Source organism: Paraburkholderia solisilvae (assembly GCF_902859875.1).
GTDB lineage: Bacteria > Pseudomonadota > Gammaproteobacteria > Burkholderiales > Burkholderiaceae > Paraburkholderia > Paraburkholderia solisilvae.
The window spans coordinates 71,521-96,944 of sequence record NZ_CADIKF010000010.1; the positions used below are offsets into that span (position 1 = coordinate 71,521).

Genomic DNA, 25,424 nt, shown 5'->3' on the forward strand with positions numbered 1-25,424 from the left:
GCTGTCGGTGGCAGACGGGGTGGACGGGTTGGCCGATGGGCTCGACGACGGGTTGGCGGACGGGGTGGCCGATGAAGCGGCAGACGGTCTTGCTGGACGGCCGCCCGCGGCGGGCGTCGGATTCGCGTTCTGACCTTGGAACTGCGTGGTCGGCTGCAGCGCGGCCGACGGGCCGCTTGCCGGCTGCGCGCCGCCGTTGCGCGGCGCGAGCATCGCGCGCACGCGGCCGGTCGGGTTACCGGGGCCGGCGACATCGGGGCCGGCTTTCGCCGTGTAGAAATCGTTCTGGCCGTCGTACGTAATCACGCTGCCGTGCACTTCGTCCATTATCGTGGACAGCCCTTGCAGGCGGCGCACCGTGGCGCGCGTGGTCAGCGTGGTGAGGTCCTGCTTGCCGTCGTAGTCGATGCGCTCGGCATCGCCATCGATATATTCGTCGAGGCCTTCACGCTTCTGGCGGAAATACGCGAGGTTCTTGCCGGTCGACGTGCCGGTCGCGTACTGATAGCCCTGCGGATCCTGCGTCACTTCGACACGATCGGCCTTGATCACGATCGTGCCTTTGGTCGCGACGACATGGCCGGTAAAGATATTGACCTGTTTCAGGTCGTCGTACGTCATATTGTCCGCTTCGATATTGAGCGGTTTGTCCTTGTCGGCGCGGTCCGCGTGCGCGAGCGGAGCGAAGCCCGCGAGCGGCAAGGCTGCGAGCAGCGCCGCCAGCTGGATGGCGAGCGGGGTGGCCCGCGCGGCGCGGCGCGTCGACGGCCGTGCGCGCTGCACGCGCAACACGTGCAGCATGCGCAGGCAGCCGGTCAGAAAACGGGGGAACGATTCGCTCATGCAGTCACGCTGGAAATGAAACACCCGGATCACCTGGAGATGCTGCCGGACGCGTCCGATGCGGCGATTGCGCCGCGCACGTTGCCGAACAGCTGCATGACCCGGGTCACATTGTTGTAATTCATGCCGTCGGCCGTCATGATCGAAAGGCCGCGCTGAAGTTTAACCGGCTTTTCGGTCTCGATCACATCGTCGTTCACCAGCACCCGAAAATGCTGCGAATCTGCTTGCATCTGCGGATCGCCGTCGCCGGCGGCGCGCAGGATGCGCGCGTGATCGTACAGATCGACGATCGACGCGTCGCCGTTGACCGTGCCCCATTCACCGGTCGCGGTGACGATCGGCTTGCCTGGCTGGAACGCGCGGATCGCGGGCATTGTCAGGTCGCTGGTTTCGGTGTCTTCGTAATGAATCAGTTTCTGCGCGGTGAGCCGGTATTGCGTCGTGCCGGACTGATCGAGCTCGGAAACCGAAAAATTATCGGCGAAGTAGTCCGGCGTGTGCGACTTCGGGCGGACCACGTCTTCGTTCTCGCGCGGCTTGGTCGCCTGCAGCAGCCAGTACGTGACGCCCGCGAGCAGCGCCATCACGAGCACCGGAATCAGCGAAGTCCAGCGAAACCTGTTCATCCGTTCGATCCGCTCATAAGCCGCACGCGGCGCGCAGCAGGTCGTCGTAGCGATTCTGCGCGCGCAGCAGCGTATCGCAGACTTCGCGTACCGCGCCGTGGCCGCCGCGCGCTTCGCTGACCCAGTGCGCGCGCGCGATCACTTCCGGATGCGAATTCGCCGGCGCCGCGGCGAAGCCGACCTGCAGCATCACTGCGAGGTCGGGCCAGTCGTCGCCCATGTAACCGCAGTCCTCGGCTTTCCTGCCGGTCTGGTTCAGCAGGTCCGCGAACGCGACGCGCTTGTCCTTCACACCCTGGTAGATATGCGTGATCTGCAGATTCTTCGCGCGCTCGACCACGATGCCCGACTCGCGTCCGGTGATGATCGCCGTATCGATGCCGGCTTCGCGCAACAGCGTCGCGCCGTGGCCGTCCATCGAGTTGAACGACTTCATCCAGTCGCCTTCGGCGGTGAACATCAGGCCACCGTCGGTCAACACGCCGTCGACGTCGAAAATCATCAGCTTCACGCGACTCGCGCGTTCGGTTGCGGTAAGGGAAGCAGCCATCAGATCACCTTATTCGAGAACAGGTCGTGCATGTTGAGTGCGCCGACGAGGCGTCCGGCCTCGTCGACGACGAGCAGCTGATTGATGCGATGGCGCTCCATCAGTTCCACCGCTTCGACCGCGAGCCGTTCCGGGCCGATCGTGCGCGGATGCGGCGTCATCACCGTGCTGATCGGCAGATTGCGGAAGTCGCCGTCGCGTTCGAGCACGCGGCGCAGGTCGCCGTCGGTGAAAATGCCTTTTACGCGCGAGTCTTCATCGACGACCGCGGTCATGCCCATGCGCTTCGCGGTCAACTGGAACAGCGCATCGCGCACCGTCTCGTCGGGCTTGACGCTCGGCAGCTGGTCGCCGGTGCGCATCACGTCGTGCACATACGTGAGCAGGCGCCGGCCGAGCGCGCCGCCCGGATGCGAGCGCGCGAAGTCGTCCGGGCCGAAGCCGCGCTCTTCGAGCACCGCGACCGCGAGCGCGTCGCCCAGCGCAAGCGCGGCGGTGGTGCTGGCGGTCGGCGCGAGATTCATCGGGCAGGCCTCTTTCGTCACGCCTGAATTCAGATGCACGTCGGCGATCTTCGCGAGGCTCGAGTCGGGGCGGCCCGTCATCGCGATCAGCTTCGCGCCGAGACGCTTGATGAGCGGGAGAATCGCAAGCAGCTCTTCGGATTCCCCGGAATTCGACATCGCGATAAACACGTCGTCGGCGGTGATCATGCCGAGGTCGCCATGGCTGGCCTCGGCCGGGTGTACGAAGAACGCCGGCGTGCCGGTGCTCGCGAAGGTCGCCGCGAGCTTGCGCGCGATATGGCCGGATTTGCCGATGCCGGAAACCACGACGCGGCCGCGGCAGCTAAGAATGAAGTCGATCGCTTCGACGAACCCGTCGTCGAGCTGATCGCGCAGTGCGCGCACGGCGTCGGCCTCGATGTCGAGCACGTCGCGAGCCAGAGCAAGCGCCCGGTCGCCATTGATTTTCGCTATCATTCGCGGAGTATAACAAAGGCGTAGGTTCGCCGCGCCGCACGGAGGTTGTCCGGACGTTGCGTTCGCGGGCCTCTGAACCTTGCTGCGCGGCCGTTTGCGCGCAGCGGCCGCTGACGAACGAGGACCCGCCCGCTGATGATTTCCCCGCTCGAAATGACGCTCTTCCTGCTGCTGGCTTCAGTGGTGGGCGTCGTCGTATTCCGGTATCTGAATCTGCCGCCGATGCTCGGCTACCTGTCGGTCGGCATTCTGGTTGGGCCGCATGCGTTCGGCGTCGTGCCGGACTCGAAGGGCGCGCAGAATCTGGCCGAGTTCGGCGTCGTATTCCTGATGTTCTCGATCGGCCTCGAGTTCTCGCTCGCGAAGCTGCGCGCGATGCGCCGGCTGGTGTTCGGCATGGGCCTGCTGCAGGTGCTCGGCACGATCGGCGCGGCGCTGCTGCTCGGTGTCGCGCTCGAGCACTGGGTGCATCTGTCGTGGCAAGGCTGCATTGCGCTCGGCGGCGCACTCGCGATGTCGTCGACCGCGATCGTCAGCAAGATGCTGGCGGAGCGGCTCGAGATCGAGACCGAGCACGGCCGCAATATCTTCGGCGTGCTGCTGTTTCAGGACCTCGCGGTCGTGCCGCTGCTGATCGTGATCGCCGCGCTTGCCGGCGGCGACACCCACGACGTGATGGCGGCGCTCGGCCTTGCGTTCGTGAAGATCGTCATCGCGCTGGCGCTGCTGCTGATCGTCGGGCAGCGCTTCATGACGCGCTGGTTCAACGTGGTTGCGCGGCGGCGCTCGCAGGAGCTGTTCGTGCTGAACCTGCTGCTCGTCACGCTCGGCGCCGCGTTCGTGACCGACAGGTTCGGCCTGTCGCTCGCGCTCGGCGCATTTATCGCCGGGATGCTGATTGCCGAGACGCCGTACCGGCATCAGGTGGAAGAAGACATCAAGCCGTTTCGCGACGTGCTGCTCGGTCTCTTCTTCGTGACCACCGGCATGCTGCTGAACCCGATGGTGATCTGGCAGCATCCGCTTATCGTGCTCGGCTTTCTGCTCGGGCCGATCCTGCTGAAGGCGGCGATGGTGACGGCGCTCGCGCGCCTGTTCGGCGCGACGCCCGGGGTCGCGATGCGTACCGGCATCGGCCTCGCGCAAGCCGGTGAATTCGGCTTCGTGCTGTTGAACCTGATTCTCGACAAGCACCTCGTGGACGCGACGCTGCTGCAGGCCATTCTCGCGGGCATGCTGCTGTCGATGCTCGCGGCGCCGTTCCTGATCCAGAACGCGGACCGGATCGTGCTGCGGCTGTCGTCGACGGAATGGATGCAGCAGTCGTTGCAGATGACGCGCATCGCGACGCAAAGCCTGAAGCAGAGCGGGCACGTGATTATCTGCGGCTACGGCCGCTCCGGGCAGAACCTCGCGCGCATGCTCGAACACGAAGGGCTCTCGTATGTCGCGCTCGACCTCGATCCGGACCGCGTGACGGCGGCCGCGGCGGCCGGCGAACAGGTGGTGTTCGGCGATGCGGGGCGGCGCGAGTCGCTGCTCGCGGCCGGTATTCACCGCGCGCGCACGGTGGCGATCACCTACGCGAATACGCCGTCCGCGCTGCGCGTGCTGTACAACATCCACGAACTCGAACCGACGCTGCCGGTGATCGTGCGCACGGTCGACGACAGCGACCTCGAAAAGCTGCTCGCGGCCGGCGCGACCGAAGTGATTCCGGAGATCGTCGAGGGCAGCCTGATGCTCGCATCGCATACGCTCGTCGTGATGGGCGTGCCGATGCGGCGCGTGCTGCGGCGAGTCGAGGAACTGCGCGACGAGCGCTACAGCCTGCTGCGCGGCTACTTTCACGGCGCCGATGACGTCGACGATGACGACGGCCACGAACAGGTGCGGCTACAATCGGTGCCGGTCGACGAAAAGGCCGACGCGGTCGGCCGCACGCTCGCCGAACTGGGACTGTATGAACTGGGCGTCGAAGTGACCGCGATCCGCCGTCACGGCATTCGCGGCGTCGAACCGGACCCGTCGACGAAGCTGCGCGCAAGCGACATCGTCGTGCTGCGCGGTTTGCCCGAAGCGCTTGCTGAAGCGGAAGAGCGTTTGTCGAAACACCGGCGGGCGAGCGCGGCAACAGCCTGAGCGCATGCTGGAGCTGGAGCGTGCCGGCGCTGGCGTCGCACACCACCCGAAACCGCAACTGAACCTCATGCGACGGCACGACGAGCAGCGCCGCAGCCGCATTGAAGCTTTCTCGAGTTTGATCCGGATCGTCGACGATCCTTCTGGAGCCATCATGTCCAACGCGCCTGCGAGCGTGCCGCTCGATGCGGCCGAATTCATCAAAAGCCAGATCCGCACGGTGCCCGACTGGCCGGTGCCCGGCGTGCAGTTTCGCGATATCACGACGCTTTTGCAGCATCCGAAAACGCTGCGCGTGCTGATCGACCTGTTTGTGCAGCGCTATATCGATGCGAAGCTCGATTACGTGGCGGGGCTCGACGCGCGCGGCTTTATCATCGCGCCGATTCTCGCGTATGAACTGAACCTCGGCTTTATTCCGATTCGCAAGGCCGGCAAGCTGCCGTACAAGCGCGTCTCGGAGTCGTATGACCTCGAGTACGGCTCGGCCACCGTCGAGATTCACGAAGACGCATGCAAGCCCGGCGATCGCATCGTGATCGTCGACGACCTGATCGCGACCGGCGGCACGATGCTCGCCGGCAAAAAGCTGCTCGAGCGTCTTGGCGCCGTGGTGGTCGAAGGCGCGGCGATCATCGATCTGCCCGAACTCGGCGGCTCGTCGCGGCTGCGTTCGGCCGGCTTGCCGCTTTACACGGTGACCGGCTTCAGCGGCCATTGAGGTTGCAGCGTATTACCCCGTCACGTCCACGTCGAGCTAACGTAAGAGGTCCGCGCGATGCCCAACTTGCTGCTGTTTCTTGCCACCTCGGTCGCGATCACGTTCGCGCCCGGTCCTGACAATCTGCAGGTGCTCGCGCGCGGCATCTCGCAAGGCCGTGCGGCGGGTTTTGTCGCCGCGCTCGGTTTTGCCGCCGGCATCACGTTTCACACCACGCTCGCCGCGCTCGGTGTGGCCGCCGTGCTTCGCTCGTCGCCGGTTGCGTTTCAGGTCATCAAATTCGCGGGCGCCGCGTATCTGATCTGGATCGGCATCAAGGCGTTGCGCAGCAAGGGACTGTCGAGCGCGCACGCGCGGCCGCCGCAGCCGCTGCTGTCGATCTTCCGGCAAAGCGTGCTCGGCAACATGCTGAACCCGAAGGTGACGTTGTTCTTCATCGTGTTTCTGCCGCAGTTTGTCGATCCGCGCGGCGCGCAGAGCGTCACTGTGCAGATGCTCGAACTGGGTGCGCTGTTCATGCTGCAAACCGTCGCGGTGTTTTCGCTGTTCGGCGTGTGCGCGGGCATGATCGGCAACGCATTGAAGCGCCGCCCGCGCGTCGGCGTGTGGCTCGACCGCATCGCCGGCGCAACGTTTATCGCGATCGGTCTGCGCGTTGCTTTGCGCGATTGATGTGCGTTTGCTTGACGTTCAATTGTGTTGCTCGTGTATGAACGTAGCGTCTGCGTTCGAACGTCTCGCACGCCACGACATGGGTGACGCCGACCTCGCCGGAGCTTGAATGACATTGCCTTGTATTCACGCCGCGCGCCGCTTCGATGCGCGCGCGCATCGTTCGTTCTGCATCGACGGGCAGCAGGTCGGCTGGATTCGCGCGTCCGATGCGCCGTTGCTCGCGCGCTGGCCGGACGTGTTCGAGATCGACGCGCAGCGCGTCGCGCTCGCGGCGCGCCTCGCCACGCCCGACATGCGCAGCGCGGCGCTCGGCGCGGTGATCGACGCACTGGCCTCCGACGGCCGCATTCCGGGCTGGCGCGATGAAACCTACGCGATCCGCAACGCGTTCGACGCGCCGCCGCTTGCGTATATCGAACGCGCGGCGTCGCGCTTCTTCGGCACGATGACCTACGCGGTGCACCTGAACGGCGTCGTAGAATACGCGCACGGCGCGCCGCGCTTGTGGATCGCCCGCCGCAGCGATACGAAGGCGACTGATCCCGGCATGCTGGATAACGTCGTCGCGGGCGGCATCGGCTGGGGTTTCAGCATCGAAACGACGATTATCAAGGAGTGCTGGGAAGAAGCCGGCATTCCGGAAGAGATTGCGGCGCGCGCGACGCCGGGGCGCGCGGTGCATGTGCTGCAGTCGTTGCCCGAAGGCACGCAGGCCGAGCAGATTTTTATCTACGACCTCGTATTGCCGGAAGACTTCGTGCCGCGCAATCAGGACGGCGAAGTGGGCGAGCACCGGCTGGCAAGCATCGACGAAGTGGCGCGCTCGATCGAAGCGGGCGCGATGACGGTCGATGCCAGTCTCGCGACGCTCGACTGCATGCTGCGCCGGCAGTGGATCGATAAAGACGCGTGCGCGGGCATCGATGCGCTATTCGCGCCGCCTGCGCCGTAATCCGGTTTTATCGCCGATTGAACGAACAAGGTTTTGCAGAAGGGAGTCACCGAGGTCATGTCGACCGATCACAGCTTTATCCTCAAACTGTCGTGCGCCGATCGGCCCGGCATTGTCCACGCGGTCTCGGGCTTTCTGTTCGAGCGTGGCAGCAATATTCTCGACTCCGCGCAATTCGGCGACAGCCATACCGGCGAGTTCTTCATGCGTGTGCATTTCCAGCAGGTCGGCGGCGATCCGGGCCTCGATGCGCTGCGCACCGCATTTGCCGCGCTCGCCGAACAGTTCGGCATGCGCTGGGAGCTGCATGACGCGACGGTGAAGCCGCGCGTCGTGATCATGGTGTCGAAGATCGGGCACTGCCTGAACGATTTGCTGTTCCGCTATCGCACCGGGCAACTGAACATCGAGATTCCGGCGATCATTTCGAACCACAAGGATTTTTATCAGCTCGCCGCGAGCTACGACATTCCGTTTCATCATTTTCCGCTTGCCGCGGCGAAGGGCGACGCGAGAGCCGATGCGAAAGCGGCGCAGGAAGCGCGCGTGCTGGAGGTGATCGACGAGCATCGGGCCGATCTGGTCGTGCTCGCGCGCTATATGCAGATTCTGTCGCCGCAGTTGTGCGACCGGCTCGCGGGACGCGCGATCAATATTCACCACTCGTTCCTGCCGAGCTTCAAGGGCGCGAAGCCGTATTACCAGGCGTTCGATCGCGGCGTGAAGCTGATCGGCGCAACCGCGCACTATGTGACGACCGATCTCGACGAAGGGCCGATCATCGAGCAGGAAGTGGAGCGCGTCGACCACAGCATGGCGCCGGAGCAGTTGACGGCGATCGGCCGCGATGTCGAATGCGTGACGCTCGCGCGTGCGGTGAGGTGGCATGTCGAGCACCGGATCGTGCTGAACGGCAGCAAGACGGTGGTGTTCCGCTAGGCGGATAAGGACGAGGGTGCACACGCGGCGCAAATGCGCGCCGCTGCTGTCATTGCGGCCGCGGCCGCAATGACGACGACCATTGCTCGGGCGGGATGCGTGACCGTACGGACCGCTCTGCGTGGAGGGCTGCTTCGCTTTGCGCATCGCTGCGCTCAAACGGCCCTGCCGTCGCGTAACTATTGCGGCGACGCGATGTGTTCGACGCTTTCCGCGCGCTTCGCGCGTTCCGACGGCGGCGCATCCGTCAATGCGTCATCCGGCATGATCTGCGCGGCGCGTGTCTGGCGCCGCCGCGCTTCGAGTTTCTTCAGCCAGATCATCAGGCCTGTCACGCTGAGCACGGCCACCACGAGGCCCAGCCCGCTCACGGCGATTCTGCCGGCCAACCCCGCGATGCGTCCCGAGTGCAACGGGAATTGCGCCTGCATGAATATATCGCCGGCAGAGCCTTGGCCGGGAATCGACGCGGCCACCGGCTGGCCGGTTTGCGCATTCAGATAGAGCCACGCATTGCCGAGCGGCCCGTCGCCGTGATCCTTGCCGGCCGCGAAGAAGCCCACCCCGTAGGTATGCAATGCGGGCACGTAGAACAGTGCACCGGGTGGCGCGCTGATGTGCCTGTCGGACGCGATCTTGCGAGCGGCTTCGAGAATCTGCTCGCGCGTCAGGTCCGCCTTGCCCGGCTGCGGCGTGCCGACGAGTGTCGGATCGTCGAATGGCGTCGAGCCAAGCGGCGACAGCAACGACACGATCGGCCGTACGACTTCCTTGCCAAGGTTCATCGATACCGACGTCACCGCCATCATCAGCAACAGGCCCCAGATCCAGACGCCGCCGGAGCGATGCAAGTCGAAAGTGAGCGGATAGCCGCCGCGCTTCACGCGAAACGCAAACGACTTGCGCCATGCCTTGAGGTTCGGGAACGACAGCACAAGCGCGATCATGCTGTCGAAGATCCACACGATGCCGACGATCCCCATCAGCCACGTGCCGGTGTCGATGCCGTGCGTAAACGGCAGATGCAGCGTGTAGTGCAACTTGTAGACAAACGGAATCAGATTGAGCCGCGCGAGCGATACCGCGCCCCATTCGCGGCGGCCTTGAATTTCGCCGGTTGCCGGATCGAGCGCGAGCTGGTTGAAATCGAGCGTGTACGGCGCTTTCGTGTGCGGATCGGTGCCCGGACGCACAAACAGCTGCAGCGTGTGCCCGGGTTCGATCCCGAGCGGCATGTAGGTCACGTGCAGTCGCGGATCCGCCGCTTCGACGCGCCGCACGAGTTCCAGCGGACGCAGCGCCGGGCCGTCGGTGCGCGCGTAGAAAAACATCGGGTTCAGCGCGGCGTCGAGTTCGTGGTCCCACGCGATGATCGCGCCGGTCAGACCGGCGATAAACAGGAACAGCGCGATCGCAATGCCGAACCAGCGATGCAGGCGGACGAGGATGGGCCTCATGCACGACCCGGTGCGAGCGGCAACGGCAGCGGCAACGACAGCGTGAACGATACGGCGCGCGCCGCGAGCGAAACGGAAGACATAAGCGACACCGGCCTGCATAAATGCGAATTATTCGCATCTTAAGGATTGTAGGCTGATGCCGCAAGGGGCACGTGCGCGGCTGGGTATGAAAGACTTCTGAAATGACGTCGCGCTTCGTAGGGGGCGCAAAGCCTTGTCTGCTATGGCGTCGCGGCGGTGTGCGGCAAAACGTCGCGAATCGTTCCTTGCAAATGGCAAACGAAATCAGGCGTTATGGCGGCTGCGTTAAAAAAGGGGCTCGATTGATCAAAAAGGGCGCGACGAGGGGTGACGTTGCAACGGACGGGTATGTGCGGCGGAGGACAAGCGGCGGCGCTCAAACCAGCCGCAGATAGATCAGCTCGCGCTTGATGTACGCATAGAAGACCGGCGCGGCGATCACGCCGGGAATGCCGAAGCCGGCTTCCATCACGAGCATCGCAATCAGCAGCTCCCACGCGCGCGCCTCGATCTGGCCGCCGACAATGCGCGCGTTCAGGAAGTATTCGAGCTTGTGAATGACGATCAGGAACACGAGCGATGTCACCGCCGCCGGAAAGCTGACCGAGAGCGCGACCGCGACGATCAGCGTGTTCGAGATCAGATTGCCGATCACCGGCAGCAAGCCGACGATAAACGTGACGATCACAAGCGTCTTCGCGAGCGGCAGAGGCGCGTGAAAGAGCGGTAGCAACAGCAGCAGGAAAATGCCGGTGAACACGGTGTTGATCGTGGAGATCTTCACCTGCGCGAAGACGATGCGCCGGAATGCGTCGGAAAAGCGCGACAGGCGCTGGATGAACGCCGTCGACAGCGGCAGCCGCTGCACATGCTTTTGCGCGCCCACCGCAACGATCGCACCGATGATCATGCCGATCAGCACATGCGTGAAGCCGCGCGCGACCATCTTGCCGCTTTGCTGCAGCATGCCCGCGTGCGTGTGCATCATCACGGCGGCTTTTTCCTTCATCTGATCGGCATCGACCGGCAGGTTGTCCGCGATGAATTGCGGCACGCGGCCGCGCGCCTGGTCGATCAGCTGCATCGCCTGGTCGAGCAGCTTCTGCACGCTCGGCACGTCGTGCTCGAAGTGCTCGATGATGCCGATCGTGAAGCCGGCCAGCACGCCGACAATGACGATGGACAGCCACACGACCGACAGCCAGCGCGCCCAATGGCTCGACATGTGCCGCTCGATGCGCGGCGCGATGGTATGCACGAGCTGGAACACCAGCATGCCGGCGAGCAGCGCGCCGAGCAGCTTCAGCTCGAGCACCGCCCACATCGCCAGCAGCGCGACGATATAGCTGCCGATTTCCACCACCGACAGTTTCGGCAGGCTCATATCGCTCGTCAGCCTGACCGGGCGAGGGCGCAGATCCTGTACCGGCTTGTCGTCGGTCGCCTCGTTACGCTTGGCCATGGCCTTGTCCAGTCTCCAACCTTCGGGTTATGCGCTTTGTTTAGCGGCACGCGCTGCCTTGTTTGCTGCGCTACTCGCCGCCTTGCCGCTGGGGCTGGCTGATTCCGCCGGCTGTGCACCGCGCTCGAGCAGCGGCGCCAGATAGCGGCCGGTAAAACTTGCCTTCGACTGCGCGACCTGCTCGGGTGTGCCCTGCGCGATGATCTGGCCGCCTCCTGCTCCGCCTTCCGGACCGAGATCGATCAGCCAGTCGGCGGTTTTGATCACGTCGAGATTATGCTCGATGATCACCACCGTATTGCCCTGATCGCGAAGCCGGTGAATCACTTCGAGCAGGAGCGCGATGTCGTGGAAGTGTAGCCCGGTGGTCGGCTCGTCCAGAATATACAGAGTGCGACCGGTGTCACGCTTGCTCAGTTCCAGCGAAAGCTTCACGCGCTGCGCTTCGCCGCCGGACAGCGTGGTAGCCGACTGGCCGAGCCGGATATACCCGAGGCCCACGTCGAGCAGCGTCTTCAGCTTGCGCGCAACGACCGGCACGGCCTTGAAGAACTCGTGCGCATGTTCGACGGTCATGTCGAGCACTTCGCTGATGTTCTTGCCTTTGTACAGCACTTCCAGCGTTTCGCGGTTATAACGTTTGCCATGGCAGACGTCGCACGGCACATAGACGTCCGGCAGGAAGTGCATCTCGACCTTCAGCACGCCGTCGCCCTGGCACGCCTCGCAGCGGCCGCCCTTCACGTTGAACGAGAAACGGCCCGGATCGTAGCCGCGCTCCTTCGCGCCCGGCACGCCCGCGAACAGTTCGCGGATCGGCGTGAAGAGGCCTGTGTAGGTGGCCGGGTTCGAACGCGGCGTGCGGCCGATCGGCGATTGATCGACGTTGATCACCTTGTCGAAATGCTCGAGGCCTTCGATCGCTTCGAACGGCGCCGGCTCGGTCGAGGAGCCGTACAGATGATGCGCGACCGCCTGATACAGCGTGTCGTTGATCAGCGTCGATTTGCCGGAGCCGGACACGCCGGTGATGCAGGTGAGCAGGCCCACCGGCAGATCGAGCGTCACGTGTTTCAGGTTGTTGCCGTACGCCTCGATGATGCGCAGGTGCCGTTCGTCCGGCTGCTTGCGGTCTTGCGGATACTCGATGCGCTTCGTGCCGTTCAGATACTGGCCGGTGAGCGACGCCGGATCGGCCTGCACCTGCTCCGGCGTGCCTTCGGCGATGATCATGCCGCCATGCTCGCCGGCGCCCGGACCCATGTCGACGATATAGTCGGCCATCCGGATCATGTCTTCGTCGTGCTCGACGACCACCACCGAATTGCCGAGATCGCGCAGGTGCTTGAGCGTCGAGATGAGCCGGTCGTTGTCGCGCTGATGCAGGCCGATCGACGGTTCGTCGAGCACGTACATCACGCCGGTCAGGCCGGAGCCGATTTGCGACGCGAGCCGGATGCGCTGCGCTTCGCCGCCCGACAGCGTTTCCGCGCTGCGCTCGAGCGACAGATAGTCGAGCCCGACATTATTGAGGAACATCAGGCGCGCGACGATTTCCTTGATCACCTTGTCGGCGATATCGCGTTTCGCGCCTTCGAGACGCAGCGTCTGGAAATAGCCGAGCGTGTCGCGCAGCGGCCAGCCGCTGATTTCATAGATGCCGCGCGCGTCGGCGTCCGCGCCGATCCGCACGAAACGCGCTTCGCGCCGCAGACGCGTGCCTTCGCACGCGGGGCACGCCTGGTTGTTCTGATACTTGGCGAGCTCTTCGCGCACCGCGACCGAATCGGTTTCGCGGTAACGCCGCTCGAGATTCGGAATGATGCCTTCGAACACATGCTCGCGCACCGACGTGCGGCCGCGCTCATTGATATACGAGAACGGAATGGTCTGCTTGCCCGAACCATACAGCAGCACCTTGCGGATTTTCTCCGGCAGTTCTTCGAACGCGGTGTCGATGTCGAACTCGTAGAACGCCGCGAGGCTCTGCAGCATCTGGAAGTAAAACTGATTGCGCCGGTCCCAGCCTTTCACCGCGCCCGCGGCGAGCGATAGCGACGGATGCGCGACCACCCGCTTCGGATCGAAGAACGTAATCTGACCCAGGCCGTCGCATTCCGGACACGCGCCCATCGGATTGTTGAACGAGAAGAGGCGCGGCTCGAGCTCCTGCAGCGAGTACGAGCAGATCGGGCAGGCGAACTTCGAGCTGAACAGATGCTCGTGCCCGGTGTCCATTTCGAGCGCGATCGCGCGGCCGTCGGCGAGCCGCAGCGCCGTTTCGAACGATTCGGCCAGACGCTGCTTCATGTCCGGACGCACCTTCAGACGGTCGACGACGACGTCGATCGAATGCTTGTCGTTCTTCTTGAGCGCCGGCAGCGAGTCGACTTCGTAGATTTTCGCGACGCCTTCATTCGCGGTGCCGCCGCCCGAGCGCACGCGAAAGCGGATAAAGCCCTGCGCCTGCATCTCTTCGAACAGTTCCGCGTGCTCGCCCTTGCGGTTCGCGACGACCGGAGCGAGGATCATCAGCTTCGTGTCTTCGGGCAGCGCGAGCGCCGCGTCGACCATCTGCGACACGCTTTGCGACTCGAGCGGAATGCCGTGGTCCGGGCAGTACGGCGTGCCGACGCGCGCGAACAGCAGCCGCAGATAGTCGTGAATTTCGGTCACGGTGCCGACGGTCGAGCGCGGATTGTGCGACGTCGCCTTCTGCTCGATCGAAATGGCGGGCGACAGCCCTTCGATCAGGTCGACGTCCGGCTTTTCCATCAGCTGTAGAAATTGCCGCGCGTACGCCGACAGGCTTTCGACATAGCGCCGTTGCCCTTCCGCGTAGAGCGTGTCGAACGCGAGCGACGACTTGCCCGACCCCGACAGGCCTGTGATCACGATCAATTTGTGACGTGGCAGGTCGAGATTGACGTTTTTCAGGTTGTGGGTGCGTGCCCCACGGATACGGATTTGTTCCATGAACCTGCGGGAAGAAGGGAAACTAAACCTGCTACTATAACGACTTTTCCAGACCGCCGTTATGGCGACCTGATCGTGCCCGAAAGCTTGTGCAAGCCGGGTGTTGGCGGCGAAAAGCGGCGGCGAGAGCGGTGGTGCGACGCGCGGTCGGTTCTGGAGCACGCCTCACGGCGCGCGTGACAAAAAAGCGCAACAGGAAGCGGCGCGGTGCGGCAACCCCACGGGGCCAAGCTACGCGGTTGTGCCCGCACCCGCACGTTCATCCGAAAATCTCCGTCGATGTCCAATCTGTCTGCCACTTCCACACGCATGAGCGCGTCCGAGCTGCGCGCGACCATGGCGCTTGCGTCGATCTTCGCGCTGCGCATGCTCGGCCTCTTCATGATCATGCCGGTGTTCTCGATCTACGCGAAAACCATTCCCGGCGGCGACAACGTGTTTCTGGTCGGTATTGCGCTCGGCGCCTACGGCGTCACGCAGTCGCTTCTGTATATCTTTTACGGCTGGGTGTCGGACAAGATCGGCCGCAAGCCGGTCATCGCGACCGGCCTGCTGGTTTTCGCGCTCGGCAGCTTCGTGGCCGCGCTCGCGCACGACATGACGTGGATTATCGTCGGCCGGGTGATCCAGGGGATGGGCGCGGTGTCGTCGGCGGTGATCGCGTTTATCGCGGACCTCACCTCGGAGGAACATCGCACGAAGGCGATGGCGATAGTGGGCGGCAGCATCGGCGCGTCGTTCGCGGTCGCGATTGTCGGTGCGCCGGTCGTGTTCCACTGGGTCGGCATGAGCGGGCTGTTCGCGCTGATCGGCATTTTTTCGATTCTGGCGGTGGGCGTCGTGCTGTGGCTCGTGCCCGATGCGCCAAAGCCGGTGCACGTGCGCGCGCCGTTCGCGGAGGTGCTGCACAACGTCGAACTGCTGCGGCTGAATTTCGGCGTGCTGGTGCTGCACGCGACGCAGACCGCGCTCTTTCTCGTCGTGCCGCGCATTCTCGAGGCGGACGGCCTGCCGGTTCGCTCGCACTGGATGATCTACCTGCCGGTGATGGGGCTGTCGTTTGTGATGATGGTGCCCGCCATCATTGCGGCGGAGAAGCGCGGCAAGATGAAAACGGTGCTGGTCAGTGCGATTGTGCTTATCCTGATTGGCCAATTACTGTTGGGCGCCGCAGCGCATACCATAGCTATTGTCGCGGCGATCCTGTTCATCTATTTTCTGGGCTTCAATATTCTCGAGGCGTCGCAGCCGTCGATGGTGTCGAAGCTTGCGCCCGGCACACGCAAGGGCGCGGCAGTGGGCGTCTACAACACCACGCAGTCGATCGGGCTGGCGCTTGGCGGCGTGATGGGCGGCTGGCTGCTGAAAATGGACGGATCGAGCGCGGTGTTCTATGCGTGCTCGGGGCTGGTTTTGTGCTGGCTTATAATCGCCGCAAACATGAAACAGCCGCCGCGCAAGGCTTGACGCCGCCCCCTCGCAACGCGCTGTACGCAACGCGCTGTACGCAACAACAGACAGGAGAAATTTATGGCATCCGTGAACAAGGTCATTCTGGTTGGCAATCTCGGCGCCGATCCGGAAGTCCGTTACCTTCCGAGCGGCGACGCAGTGGCGAACATTCGCCTTGCCACGACCGACCGCTATAAGGACAAGGCCTCGGGCGAAATGAAGGAAATGACCGAGTGGCATCGCGTTTCCTTCTTTGGGCGGCTTGCCGAAATCGTGAACGAATATCTGAAGAAGGGTTCGTCGGTGTATATCGAAGGGCGCATTCGCACGCGTAAGTGGCAGGCGCAGGACGGCACCGACCGGTATTCGACGGAAATCGTCGCGGACCAGATGCAGATGCTAGGCGGACGCGGTGGTGCGGGCGGCGGTGGCGATGACGGCGGTTATAGCCGCGAACCGGCTGAACGCAGCAGCGGTGGGCGGGGTGCTGGTGGTGGTGCGGGCGGTGGTGGCGGCGGTGGCGCGCGCAGCGGTGGCGCGGCGAGCCGTCCGAGTGCGCCGGCGGGCGGCGGGTTTGATGAGATGGATGACGATATTCCGTTCTAGCGAGCATACCCACGAGAGGAAGGAAGATTTCTTCACTAACTCTTTGACGGGTATAGAAAAATTGTGATTTTGGGCGCTCCTTTTGGGGTGCCCTTTTTCATTGCGCGCATTGGCGCAATGAAGGCGGAAGATTTCCTGGTGTGAATCGCGTATACCTCGTTGCTCGCGAACGAGAATTTCCGCTCATCGAACTATCCGATCCGCCCGTAAAATCGCTGTATCTTCCGCGTAGGCTGCAGTGGAGTTTGCGGGAGACTGCCGCCTGGTCTGGGTCGCAGGCCGCTGCGATTGAAGCAGGTTCGACGCAACGAGCTAGCTGTCCGTATGCTGTCGAGGAGAGCCACATGTCATCCGATATTCGTCCCGTACCTTGGCCGTGGGCGAGCATGTTATGGCCATTGCAATTCGCTGAGTCCCTTTACGCCGCGCCGGAGCGCCTTCAGCAGTCGATACTCCCCTGGACGTTCGCGGGTCTGGTAGTCAACGAGTCGAACTCGAGCAATCCCGTCGCGGAGCGGGCTATCGTCAGCAAGGAGAGTTACGGCAAGCAGCTTGGCCGCATCTCTGACGCTCTCGATTCGCTCATCAAGCAGACCAACGTCAAGCGGGACGATGCTATCAACGCGTTCCTTGAAATCAAGGCTCACATTGACGACATCAAGCACAGTACAGAAACGACGCGGTTTGAAGCAGTATTGGTCGACTTGAAGAAGCTGAGAGAGAGAAACGAAGCCCTTTTCGAGGATCGCCTGAAGCGCGTCGCCGAACTTGGCAACAAGTAAGCAATTGTCATTGGGGTCTACGCAGCAGCCGGGGCATCGGCTGCATCGGCGAGTGCGCGCGCCACGCAGGGCACACGCGCTTCGCACGAACCGTATCCCGGCTCGATGTGTTTTCTTCCAGGTTCGAAAACATTGCCAATGCTGGCGGTTATGCACCGGTCGACGACCGTCGACGACGACGGAGGATTGACGATTAGGCACTGTCGACCCTGGAAGTCATTTGCTGATTTCCCGGAAGCCAATCGAGTTCCTCTATCGCCGACGACGGACAAAGCGCTTTATACCGGTCCGGCGAATTAGCGTCGTGACTTGCTCGCCTTGAAAGCCGCCTTTACGATCGCCTCCGCTTGCGGTCCGACTGACTTCCGCAAATCGTCGGCCGCCCGATCAATGGACGGCAGCAAGAGTTTCTGCAGTTCCGGAGTGATTTCGGCGATGTGTTCGTAGAATTCCGGACCAGGGCCGGGATAGGGAACCGGACCTTCCACGTAGTACTTTTGGAGGATCGGCCAGAGAATCCAGCACCACCACCAGGCGAAAATGTACTGCTGTCCCAACGTGATATTGCCGCCCGCTACTGAACTTTCATTGAAATTTGGCGAGTCCGAAGGATTCTGTACGGAAAGCGCATAGCCGAAAGCTTCTCCCGCTTCGATGGTGCCATTTCCATTGGAGTCCGGATTAAACGCAAGCGCCGCACCATATGGATCGTGACCAATCTCGGCAGCGATCCAGTCGCGAGCAAACGAATCCCAGTTCAGGTCCGGTGTCGCGTACGAACTCTTCGTGGCAATCGCCGCCGACGCAATGCTGGAATGATCGGCGGTACTGGCGGAAAGTATCGGTGCATTGAAGCCGCCGGAATTGCACTGCTCCATCATCACGATCAACGACCGATAGTGCGGAAGACTACCCAGTTCCGCACAGAAGTCGCTTGCCATATACGATCCCCAGTTCGGGTATTCGCACAGGAATGAGCCTGCCCCGAAATTATCGCCGTGATTGTTTGTGTGGATAAATAGCAGATCGCGAGGTTTGAGCTTGCTCTTCAGATCGCTGACCGCTGCTTGAAATCCCGACCTGTTGCCCTCTCCCGTTACCTTGATGCGGTACGCCGTGGTGTCCCCGGGCCATTTGCTGGCGGCACCGTCTTGCGTATTCAACGAGCCGTCGTAGTTGAGAACATAAATATGCTTTGAATTGAAACCATAGCGGTCAATCAGCATCCGATAACAGAACTCCAGGTCGTTCAGGTGTCGCATGTTCGACATGCCGGAATACAGGATGGCGTACCGCGTGCCGTCCGGATAGATCACCGGGCAACGCAGGATCGGGCGGATCCGGTAAACATTTGGATTGGGCTGCAGCCGGACCGGTTCATGAAACGCACGCAGCGTCTCCGGGGGCTTCTTCAGCCACGGGGGGAATCGGGCCTGAATCTCGCTGTGCTGCTCTGCCGTCTTTGGGTCATAAAGCAGGTATCGGCAGTCGTGGCCGAAGTTGGCCAACGGATCGTCATCAGCGAATACGAGGATGCTTGGACGGGTGACCTCGATGCGCTGAAATTCGGGTCCCAGTTTGTCTCCCGCCTCATGAATCTTCAGATCGAGATACAGGTTGGTGCCTTGTCGCTTCCGCCAACCCATGCTGAGGAACGCGTGCTCGCGAATTCGAGTGGTGATCTCGCTTTCCTTGATGCGTGCCATTTTTGCCTCCATCAAACCATTTACGACCTACTTGTCGGGAATAGGTAAGATGCCGTCGGGTATCCCGGGAGCCCGATACGCGATCTGCCAGTCCGTCGCACCGCGCTGGAAGGGCGGAAAGCGTGCCTCTCGCGACAGCGTGTCGCCGGTCTCCGGGTTCAGGAGCACGTAGCGGCACGCATGACCCCAGTTCGCTGCTGGATCACCATCGATAAATGCGAGATATGCATCCCACGGGACGTCAATCTCCAGATGGGGAAACGAAATCGTCGTTCCTTTCACAAACATCGTGCTGCACACATAGGCGACGCCGTGTGCTTGCTCGGATGTCGTCAGTTGCGAAATCAGAATATCTGTGAGCTGTCTATCGCTTTTTGGCATTTCAATTGCATCCTTTGGCGAGCGGTGCGAAATCTGCATGTGACAAGCGTTCTTTGAGGGCACCCTGACTATCACCCTATCGAACCGGATCAAGCAAATTTCCACTCAATACGTAACCACGAACTCGCGACTTGTCGTCTCACTTCTCTTGAAAGACGAGTTCAATATCGGTAATTTCAAGCGCTTCCCCTCCGCCAGATTCAAGCAGAACGGCTGGTGCGCGTGTGCGATGCCGCAGCAGATGTGGCGGCCGAGTCCAACGCCGGACGAAGCGCGCTATCCTTCGGTGAGGGATTTGCGCGGACCAGGGGACCGATCGAAGGACATGGACAGTGCCCGTGCCAGTATGGGCGCATAAAACCGGCGGGCAATTTGCCGAGCTCACAATGGCATTACTTCTAGTTTGATTACCTATGGAAGCGGGGCGGCCGTATCGCCGACATACGTCATTCCATTCGCTAGAGATGTCGCCAATTTACCGGCTCGCATTTGTTGCGTCCGGTCCGTCCGGCCCGCATGTTCGTGTCGATCTGCTCTAGAAATCCGGGAAAGAAACGAGAGTTCGCCCACCCGCCCGCGTAATCTCCCCCACCGCCGGATGCCTTGCCCGTCCATCGAGCGAAATCGCATAGAACTCATGCCGCACCTCATCGATCTGCCCTAGCGGCAACAACGCATGTTGCGCGCGCAACGATGCCGCGAGCACCGACGGCGCGACGATCGCCCCCCTGCCTTCACCCGCGAACGCAACCATCAACGCGCCGTCGTCGAATTCACCGACGATGGGCGGCGCGAGACCGTTCGATACGAGCCACGCGTCGAAGTGCGCCTTCAACTCGCTATCCGAACCGGGCAACAGCATCGGCATGCGTGCGAGGCACGCCGGAAAGGCGTCGCTATGCATTTCCATCAAAGCGGCTGTAGCGAACACCGCCATGCTCGTCGAGCCCAATTTGTCGCTGCGCGCGCGCATCGGGCTTGAATCGAGCAACGGCGCATCGCACAGCACCACATCGAGTCGATGTTCAGCCAGCTCGCCGACCAGCGCCGTCTGCCTGCCTTCGCGACACACCACGCGCAAGCCGGCATGCGCCGTCACGGCGGGCTCGAGCAACCGGCATGCGATCGTCTTGTGAATCGAGTCCGCAATGCCGACGCGCAGCACATCGGCGTTGCGGCGCGGCGCGCGCAACTCGCGTTCAAGTTCGGCGCCTAATGCGAAAATCTTCCCCGCGTATTCCGCGGCGAGGCGTCCGGCGTCAGTCAATTCGACGAGGCGCCCGCGCCGTCGCAGCAACGCGCAGCCGAACCGCTCTTCGAGCGTCTTGATCTGGCTGCTCACGGTCTGCGGCGTCAGATGCAGCCGTTGCGCCGCGCCCACGATGCCGCCGTGTTTTGCCGCCATCCACAGGTAATGCAGATGCTTGTAGTTCATACGATTCACCGTTTCTCGATGCCATGCGATCAACGTGCATCAGACGTGACCTCATTCGTCGCGTCCCCCTCAGGCAAAACGCATCGCATAACAAGCCGCGACTTAAGCCACTAAGCGCTTAAACGGCGGCTGAACAAGGCCTCGATGCGTCAATGTCACGCATCGTAGCGAGCGAGAATGAGCAGGAAATTAGACTCGCCGGGCAATCCCGCCAGCCCGTTGCCGGCTTGAGTCGAGCACGCTTGCGAGCCCGACAGGCTTTGGCTTTTTCTTCGTATCGCAAAGTTTTTTCGAATATTCGAATTGCCGCTCGCCTCATACATTGCCGTCATAGGTCGTCGCGCAACCCGCGCGGCCCTCCACTCAGGAGTTCACACTATGGCAAACGCAAACGGCAAACTGATCCTGATCGTCGACGGTTATTCGACCGGGCGCGAACTGGTTCGCGAACTGAACCGGCGCGGCACGATCTGCATTCATCTGCGCTCGACGCCCGAGATCCCGACGCTCGCAGCCGCGAGCTTCGATCCAGCGCCGTACGCCGTCGACCTCGGCTATCTCGGCACGGTTCAGGAAGCGCGCGGGCGCATTCCGTCCGTTCGCCTCGACGCGGTTGTCGCGGGCTCCGAGTGGGGCGTGACGTTTGCCGAATCGCTTGCGCACGCGCTCGGTTTACCGACCAACCGGCCCGAGACGCTGAGCGCGCGGCGCGACAAGTTCGACATGATTCAACAGTTGCACGCGCATCGATTGCATGCCGCGCAGCAGGCAAAGATCATCTCCGCGGTCGAGGCGCACGCCTGGGCGCGATGGCACGACCACTGGCCGGTGGTCGTCAAGCCGCTGCTGAGCGCGGGCTCGGACGGCGTCGTGATTTGCCGCGATCACGCGGACATTCACCGTGCCGTCCATGCGGCGCTGTTTCACGACAATCTGCTCGGCGGATTCAACGATAGCCTGTTGATCCAGTCGTATCTGGAAGGGCCGCAGTTCATCGTCAACACGGTCAGCCAGCGCGGCACCCATCACATCACCGATGCCTGGCATGTCGACTACCGCATCGTGCGCGGCGGCTCGATGGCGATGGATTCGATGACGCTGCTCGATCCCGACACACCGCAAAGCCACGCGCTATTCGACTACACGCGACGCGCGATCAGCGCGCTCGGCATCGAGAACAGCGCGGCGCACAGCGAGTTGCGGCTCACCGCGCAGGGGCCGGCGCTGATCGAGACCGGGGCGCGGCTGATGGGCGGAATGATGGATGCGCCATCGTATGCGGTAGCCGGTCTGCCGACGCAGGCCAGTCGTTTTGCAGATCTGCTTGCCGAGCCTCGCGAGCCGATCGGCCCGCGCACTTATGAGCGGCGGCGACATCTGGCGAAAGTGTTCTTCGTGTTTGGCGAGAGCGGCCGCGTGACGTCGACGCAAGGGCTGCGCAAACTCGCGACCCTGCCATCGTTTCACGCGCACTATCGGCCGCTTGCCGCGGGTGCGAAGGTTTGGCGCACCTCCGATTCGCTGTTCTGCGGTGGCGTCGTGTATCTGGTTCACGACGATTCGATGCAGATCCGCGCCGATATCGCGCAGTTTCGTGCGTGGGAAGCCGCGCAGTCCTTGTATGCGGTCGAGGCCGCCGCGCCAGCTGAAGCCGGAGCCGGAGCCGGCGTCGCATCGGGTGCGCATACGGCGGCTGCCGCCGGTCGTCCGCGCACGGCGGATGCGCTGCTTCTCGCCGCTCCCGGCAGTTCGACGTGAACTCCGCCCATGCGCTGTCGTTCCTTGCCGTGTTGATGCAGTCGACCGGCAAGGTGATGTACGGCACGTTTCTCGAAGCGGTCGCGCCCGCGCAATTTTTGTTGATCAGCTTCTGTGTGGTCGCGGGCGTGTTTCTGATCATTGCACGCGGCCGGATGCCGGGCGGCGCACGCGGGGCGATCGTGGCGGTCAATCTGTGGACCGCGGTAGCGTTTGTCTGCTTCTTCCATGCATTGAAACATTTGTCGCCGGCCGCGGTTGGGGCGATCGAGATCGGCGTCGCTGTGCTGGTGGCGGTGGTGCTGGCGTCGTGGCGAAGTCGAGGCCGGCCGCACGCGGCGAAGTGGTGCGTTTGTGCGGCGATTGTCGGTGGCTGCGCGTTGCTGGTGCCGGTTGAACTGGAACGGGCGGCGGTGACGTCGTGGCATACGGTGTTCGCGATTGCGGCCAGCGCGCTTGCAGGCGCCGCATCGACGCTGATGGTCGGAGCGTTTCGACGCCTCGCCGACAGCGGCTGGGGGCCGGCCGCGATTCTGGCGCACCGTTTTTATTTGACGATCGCGGTGGCCCTCGTTTGGGTCGCGATGGAAGGCGGCGTTGCGGTTCCCGCCGTGGACGACGCTTTGCCCGTTGTTGCGGTTGCGGTGATCGGCGTGATGTTGCCGCTTCTGCTGGTGCAGTTCGCGGTGCGCAAGACCGATGGTTTGACGCTGATAATCTGCATGGCTCTGCAGCCGGTGATGTCGTTCGCGCTATCGATGATGTCGCCGGTTTATGAGTGGCAGCCGGTGACGTTGATCGGAACATTGGTGGTGGCGGGTGCGTTGGGATTTGATGTGTGGGTTGAGCGGCGTGGGCGGGCGGTGGTTGCGGTGCGGGCGGCTCAGGTCGCGGTTTGAGGTCGAACGCCGTCGCGGCGCGGCTCATGGCCATCGAGCCAGATGCCGCGCGCACCGGAGATGATTCTCCCGGCCGCGACGCCCGTCCACACCCGGGAAACGCGCCGGAAATGCACGGGAGGCGCACGGGAAGCGCCGAGGAAAACGCCCGGCCTGATGCGCATCTCGCGCACTCCTTCACAGCGGCCAGTGCGCCACCACTCCACCTTGATCGGGACAGGCTGCGAACCTTCGTTCCAGGCGCATCACTCCACGCATTGGCCATCGGCGCTGACAAGCATTCGAGCAAGCGCAGACGTCTGTCAACTTTTCTGAAAGCTGTGTTTTGCCCATCACAGGCCCCGGATAATCGCGCTATCTGCAAATATTGCTCGCGCAGGGGAATGCAAAAGAGCGTGAGGCACAAGCGCCGAGCATGAAAACAACGACGGACCGACCTGAAGCACGTCGCGCCGGCAACGCGGACAAAGACCGACGCGTTGCACCGCACCTTCCCACCCTGCAGCAGTTCGAGCCGATCGATCCAGCGCGCCATGTCCCTTTTGTTTGGGGCGGCGGCGCCGGCATTCGATACATGATCAGATTTCCAACAGAACGACGTTGCAGCGATGGGACAGGGGAACGGGGATATGACGGATGCGAAGGCGGAGCATGCACGGTGCGGGGATCGTGCGCGGCAGCTTGTCTTGTGTTGCCTGATCGCGCTGTCGGGTATAAAACCGGCGCTGGCCGATACCGTGCGCGTTACGCCCGTGCAGCAGACGGGGATGGTCACGTACATCACATACGTTACGCAAGCGGGCGACACGCTATACGACATCGCGGTCCGCTACCTGCGCGACGCAGACAGTTGGCGCCCGCTCGGCCGGCTCAATCAGGTAACGGCGCCGCGCCGCCTGCCTGCGGGTATCCATTTGCGCATACCCGCTGCGTTGCTCAGACAGGATCTGCTCTCGGCGCATGTGGCTGCCGTGCACGGCAACACCGAACATGCATTTCGCAACGGACCGTTTACACCGGTGGTTGCCAGTACAACGATCGGAGAGGGCGACCGGATTCGCACAGGATCAGACGGCTTTGTGACATTGGAACTGGCCGACGGATCGCATATCGGCTTGCCGCCGCAAACGCTGCTCGAAGTCGGCTCGCTACGCCAGACCGCGCTGACCGGCGCAACGGACCGCGTCTTCAACCTGCATCACGGCGAGGTGGACAGCGAGGTCACGCACGCAGCGAAGCGGGACGACCGCTTCCAGATTCGCTCGCCGTCAGCCGTGGCCGGCGTGCGCGGAACCCGTTTCCGGGTCGACTACGATGCAGATCGACGAGCGACCAAAGTCGAAGTGCTCGACGGCGCGGTAGGTGTGGACCCGGCTCATCAGCCGCCTGCGGCGCCCGGCGTTGCGCTGCAGATGGCTTCGCAATTGCTGCGTGCCCAGTTCGGCAATGTGACGCGCGATGACCAGCCGTCGGGCGAGCCGGTCGAACTGCTGCCGGCGCCGACTTTGCGCGATCCCGCGAAGTTGCAGGATGGCAACGACATCGTCTTCAACCTGGAGCCGCAGGCCGGCGCGCACGGTTGGCGTGTGCAGATCGCACGCGATGCAGATTTTCTCGAGCGCATCCGCGATGCGCGCACGAACGGCACGCAAGCCCGCTTCGACGACTTGCCGGACGGCAGCTATTTCGTCGGCGTGTCGGCGTTCGACGACGCGGGACTGGAGGGGGACACGCGGATCTACGGTTTCGAGCGGCGGCGGTTCGATCTCAATGCGTCGGCGCTGGCGCGTGCCGGCACGCGAGATTATGAATTTCGCTGGTATGCATCGGCGCAGGGCGGTGAGACCCGTTTCCGCTTCGTGCTCGCGAATCACCCGGACTTGCACGACCCGCTCATCGACCAGACCGATACCGCCGCTAACCAGCTGTTCGTCAAGGATCTGCCGCGCGGCGTCTACTACTGGACGGTGATCGCCGAACGCTTTGTGCAAGGCCGGCTGTACCGGACGAGCAGTCCGGTTCGTTCGTTCACGCTCGCCTACTGAAGCAGAC

21 protein-coding genes and 1 pseudogene are annotated in these 25,424 nt (G+C 63.0%); 11 read left to right on the forward strand and 11 right to left on the reverse strand.

The window, feature by feature from the left end; genetic code table 11:
- Positions 1-132 precede the first annotated feature (132 nt).
- The 4 genes and pseudogenes from lptA to kdsD form a co-directional block, all read right to left on the reverse strand.
- Positions 133-801 (reverse strand): annotated as a pseudogene (lptA, locus tag HV675_RS08650) (lipopolysaccharide transport periplasmic protein LptA); the annotation flags it as partial.
- Between the two features lie 71 nt (positions 802-872).
- Entirely contained in the window at positions 873-1,472 is a 600-nt protein-coding gene (gene lptC, locus HV675_RS08655; protein WP_175110472.1) for an LPS export ABC transporter periplasmic protein LptC, read from the reverse strand.
- A gap of 13 nt (positions 1,473-1,485) precedes the next feature.
- On the reverse strand, positions 1,486-2,022 hold the full coding sequence (locus tag HV675_RS08660; RefSeq protein WP_175110473.1) for a KdsC family phosphatase: 537 nt from the start codon (positions 2,020-2,022) through the stop codon (positions 1,486-1,488).
- Positions 2,022-3,005, reverse strand: coding sequence for an arabinose 5-phosphate isomerase KdsD (kdsD, locus tag HV675_RS08665; RefSeq protein WP_175110474.1), 984 nt, complete (start codon positions 3,003-3,005; stop codon positions 2,022-2,024). The genes HV675_RS08660 and kdsD overlap by 1 nt, the downstream gene beginning before the upstream one ends.
- Before the next feature lie 135 nt (positions 3,006-3,140).
- Between kdsD and HV675_RS08670 the strand changes: the two genes are divergently transcribed.
- From HV675_RS08670 to purU, 5 genes are all read left to right on the forward strand, one after another.
- Positions 3,141-5,147: a monovalent cation:proton antiporter family protein gene (locus HV675_RS08670; protein WP_175110475.1), complete on the forward strand. Its 2,007-nt coding sequence runs from the start codon at positions 3,141-3,143 to the stop codon at positions 5,145-5,147.
- 154 nt (positions 5,148-5,301) lie between these two features.
- Positions 5,302-5,868, forward strand: a complete 567-nt coding sequence (locus HV675_RS08675; protein ID WP_175110476.1) for an adenine phosphoribosyltransferase — start codon at positions 5,302-5,304, stop codon at positions 5,866-5,868.
- 57 nt (positions 5,869-5,925) lie between these two features.
- Positions 5,926-6,540, forward strand: a complete 615-nt coding sequence (locus HV675_RS08680; RefSeq protein WP_175110477.1) for a LysE family translocator — start codon at positions 5,926-5,928, stop codon at positions 6,538-6,540.
- Positions 6,541-6,649: 109 nt separating this feature from the next.
- Positions 6,650-7,495: an NUDIX hydrolase gene (locus HV675_RS08685; RefSeq protein WP_175110478.1), complete on the forward strand. Its 846-nt coding sequence runs from the start codon at positions 6,650-6,652 to the stop codon at positions 7,493-7,495.
- A gap of 57 nt (positions 7,496-7,552) precedes the next feature.
- Positions 7,553-8,434, forward strand: a complete 882-nt coding sequence (gene purU, locus HV675_RS08690; RefSeq protein WP_175110479.1) for a formyltetrahydrofolate deformylase — start codon at positions 7,553-7,555, stop codon at positions 8,432-8,434.
- 179 nt (positions 8,435-8,613) lie between these two features.
- Here purU and HV675_RS08695 read toward each other — a convergent pair whose 3' ends face one another.
- The 3 genes from HV675_RS08695 to uvrA form a co-directional block, all read right to left on the reverse strand.
- Complete coding sequence (locus tag HV675_RS08695) at positions 8,614-9,891, reverse strand: PepSY-associated TM helix domain-containing protein (protein ID WP_175110480.1); 1,278 nt, start codon at positions 9,889-9,891, stop codon at positions 8,614-8,616.
- 400 nt (positions 9,892-10,291) lie between these two features.
- Complete coding sequence (locus HV675_RS08700) at positions 10,292-11,377, reverse strand: AI-2E family transporter (protein WP_175110481.1); 1,086 nt, start codon at positions 11,375-11,377, stop codon at positions 10,292-10,294.
- 27 nt (positions 11,378-11,404) lie between these two features.
- Positions 11,405-14,353, reverse strand: coding sequence for an excinuclease ABC subunit UvrA (uvrA, locus tag HV675_RS08705; protein WP_175110482.1), 2,949 nt, complete (start codon positions 14,351-14,353; stop codon positions 11,405-11,407).
- Positions 14,354-14,632: 279 nt separating this feature from the next.
- Between uvrA and HV675_RS08710 the strand changes: the two genes are divergently transcribed.
- The 3 genes from HV675_RS08710 to HV675_RS08720 all read left to right on the forward strand — a co-directional run bounded on the left by HV675_RS08710 (position 14,633) and on the right by HV675_RS08720 (position 17,193).
- Positions 14,633-15,820: an MFS transporter gene (locus HV675_RS08710; RefSeq protein WP_175110483.1), complete on the forward strand. Its 1,188-nt coding sequence runs from the start codon at positions 14,633-14,635 to the stop codon at positions 15,818-15,820.
- Positions 15,821-15,883: 63 nt separating this feature from the next.
- On the forward strand, positions 15,884-16,411 hold the full coding sequence (locus HV675_RS08715) for a single-stranded DNA-binding protein (RefSeq protein ID WP_175110484.1): 528 nt from the start codon (positions 15,884-15,886) through the stop codon (positions 16,409-16,411).
- A 344-nt stretch (positions 16,412-16,755) separates the two neighbouring features.
- Positions 16,756-17,193 (forward strand): hypothetical protein, encoded by a 438-nt coding sequence (locus HV675_RS08720; RefSeq protein WP_175110485.1) that lies wholly within the window; start codon positions 16,756-16,758, stop codon positions 17,191-17,193.
- A 296-nt stretch (positions 17,194-17,489) separates the two neighbouring features.
- Here HV675_RS08720 and HV675_RS08725 read toward each other — a convergent pair whose 3' ends face one another.
- The 4 genes from HV675_RS08725 to HV675_RS08740 form a co-directional block, all read right to left on the reverse strand.
- Positions 17,490-18,899: a C13 family peptidase gene (locus HV675_RS08725; protein WP_175110486.1), complete on the reverse strand. Its 1,410-nt coding sequence runs from the start codon at positions 18,897-18,899 to the stop codon at positions 17,490-17,492.
- Between the two features lie 27 nt (positions 18,900-18,926).
- On the reverse strand, positions 18,927-19,319 hold the full coding sequence (locus HV675_RS08730; RefSeq protein WP_175110487.1) for a hypothetical protein: 393 nt from the start codon (positions 19,317-19,319) through the stop codon (positions 18,927-18,929).
- A gap of 496 nt (positions 19,320-19,815) precedes the next feature.
- Complete coding sequence (gene nhaR / locus HV675_RS08735; RefSeq protein ID WP_175110488.1) at positions 19,816-20,715, reverse strand: transcriptional activator NhaR; 900 nt, start codon at positions 20,713-20,715, stop codon at positions 19,816-19,818.
- A 155-nt stretch (positions 20,716-20,870) separates the two neighbouring features.
- Positions 20,871-21,047 carry a hypothetical protein gene (locus HV675_RS08740; RefSeq protein WP_175110489.1) on the reverse strand — a complete coding sequence of 59 codons (177 nt, stop codon included), beginning with the start codon at positions 21,045-21,047 and terminating at the stop codon, positions 20,871-20,873.
- 46 nt (positions 21,048-21,093) lie between these two features.
- Between HV675_RS08740 and HV675_RS08745 the strand changes: the two genes are divergently transcribed.
- The 3 genes from HV675_RS08745 (at position 21,094) to HV675_RS08755 (ending at position 25,417) form a co-directional block, all read left to right on the forward strand.
- Positions 21,094-22,473: an ATP-grasp domain-containing protein gene (locus HV675_RS08745; RefSeq protein WP_175110490.1), complete on the forward strand. Its 1,380-nt coding sequence runs from the start codon at positions 21,094-21,096 to the stop codon at positions 22,471-22,473.
- The gene (locus HV675_RS08750; protein ID WP_175110491.1) at positions 22,470-23,372 is read left to right on the forward strand and encodes a hypothetical protein; all 903 of its coding nucleotides are present in this window, start codon (positions 22,470-22,472) and stop codon (positions 23,370-23,372) included. The genes HV675_RS08745 and HV675_RS08750 overlap by 4 nt, the downstream gene beginning before the upstream one ends.
- A gap of 629 nt (positions 23,373-24,001) precedes the next feature.
- A complete protein-coding gene (locus tag HV675_RS08755) occupies positions 24,002-25,417 on the forward strand; it encodes a FecR family protein (protein WP_175110492.1) in 1,416 nt (471 codons plus the stop codon).
- Positions 25,418-25,424 lie beyond the last annotated feature (7 nt).

What these genes read in the sequence shown, in the direction of transcription:
- lptC (WP_175110472.1), bottom strand. Translation starts at nt 1,472, where the DNA reads ATGAACAGGTTTCGCTGGACTTCGCTGATTCCGGTGCTCGTGATGGCG.
- HV675_RS08660 (WP_175110473.1), bottom strand. Translation starts at nt 2,022, where the DNA reads ATGGCTGCTTCCCTTACCGCAACCGAACGCGCGAGTCGCGTGAAGCTG.
- kdsD (WP_175110474.1), bottom strand. Translation starts at nt 3,005, where the DNA reads ATGATAGCGAAAATCAATGGCGACCGGGCGCTTGCTCTGGCTCGCGAC.
- HV675_RS08670 (WP_175110475.1), top strand. Translation starts at nt 3,141, where the DNA reads ATGATTTCCCCGCTCGAAATGACGCTCTTCCTGCTGCTGGCTTCAGTG.
- HV675_RS08675 (WP_175110476.1), top strand. Translation starts at nt 5,302, where the DNA reads ATGTCCAACGCGCCTGCGAGCGTGCCGCTCGATGCGGCCGAATTCATC.
- HV675_RS08680 (WP_175110477.1), top strand. Translation starts at nt 5,926, where the DNA reads ATGCCCAACTTGCTGCTGTTTCTTGCCACCTCGGTCGCGATCACGTTC.
- HV675_RS08685 (WP_175110478.1), top strand. Translation starts at nt 6,650, where the DNA reads ATGACATTGCCTTGTATTCACGCCGCGCGCCGCTTCGATGCGCGCGCG.
- purU (WP_175110479.1), top strand. Translation starts at nt 7,553, where the DNA reads ATGTCGACCGATCACAGCTTTATCCTCAAACTGTCGTGCGCCGATCGG.
- HV675_RS08695 (WP_175110480.1), bottom strand. Translation starts at nt 9,891, where the DNA reads ATGAGGCCCATCCTCGTCCGCCTGCATCGCTGGTTCGGCATTGCGATC.
- HV675_RS08700 (WP_175110481.1), bottom strand. Translation starts at nt 11,377, where the DNA reads ATGGCCAAGCGTAACGAGGCGACCGACGACAAGCCGGTACAGGATCTG.
- uvrA (WP_175110482.1), bottom strand. Translation starts at nt 14,353, where the DNA reads ATGGAACAAATCCGTATCCGTGGGGCACGCACCCACAACCTGAAAAAC.
- HV675_RS08710 (WP_175110483.1), top strand. Translation starts at nt 14,633, where the DNA reads ATGTCCAATCTGTCTGCCACTTCCACACGCATGAGCGCGTCCGAGCTG.
- HV675_RS08715 (WP_175110484.1), top strand. Translation starts at nt 15,884, where the DNA reads ATGGCATCCGTGAACAAGGTCATTCTGGTTGGCAATCTCGGCGCCGAT.
- HV675_RS08720 (WP_175110485.1), top strand. Translation starts at nt 16,756, where the DNA reads ATGTCATCCGATATTCGTCCCGTACCTTGGCCGTGGGCGAGCATGTTA.
- HV675_RS08725 (WP_175110486.1), bottom strand. Translation starts at nt 18,899, where the DNA reads ATGGCACGCATCAAGGAAAGCGAGATCACCACTCGAATTCGCGAGCAC.
- HV675_RS08730 (WP_175110487.1), bottom strand. Translation starts at nt 19,319, where the DNA reads ATGCAGATTTCGCACCGCTCGCCAAAGGATGCAATTGAAATGCCAAAA.
- nhaR (WP_175110488.1), bottom strand. Translation starts at nt 20,715, where the DNA reads ATGAACTACAAGCATCTGCATTACCTGTGGATGGCGGCAAAACACGGC.
- HV675_RS08740 (WP_175110489.1), bottom strand. Translation starts at nt 21,047, where the DNA reads ATGACGGCAATGTATGAGGCGAGCGGCAATTCGAATATTCGAAAAAAC.
- HV675_RS08745 (WP_175110490.1), top strand. Translation starts at nt 21,094, where the DNA reads ATGGCAAACGCAAACGGCAAACTGATCCTGATCGTCGACGGTTATTCG.
- HV675_RS08755 (WP_175110492.1), top strand. Translation starts at nt 24,002, where the DNA reads ATGACGGATGCGAAGGCGGAGCATGCACGGTGCGGGGATCGTGCGCGG.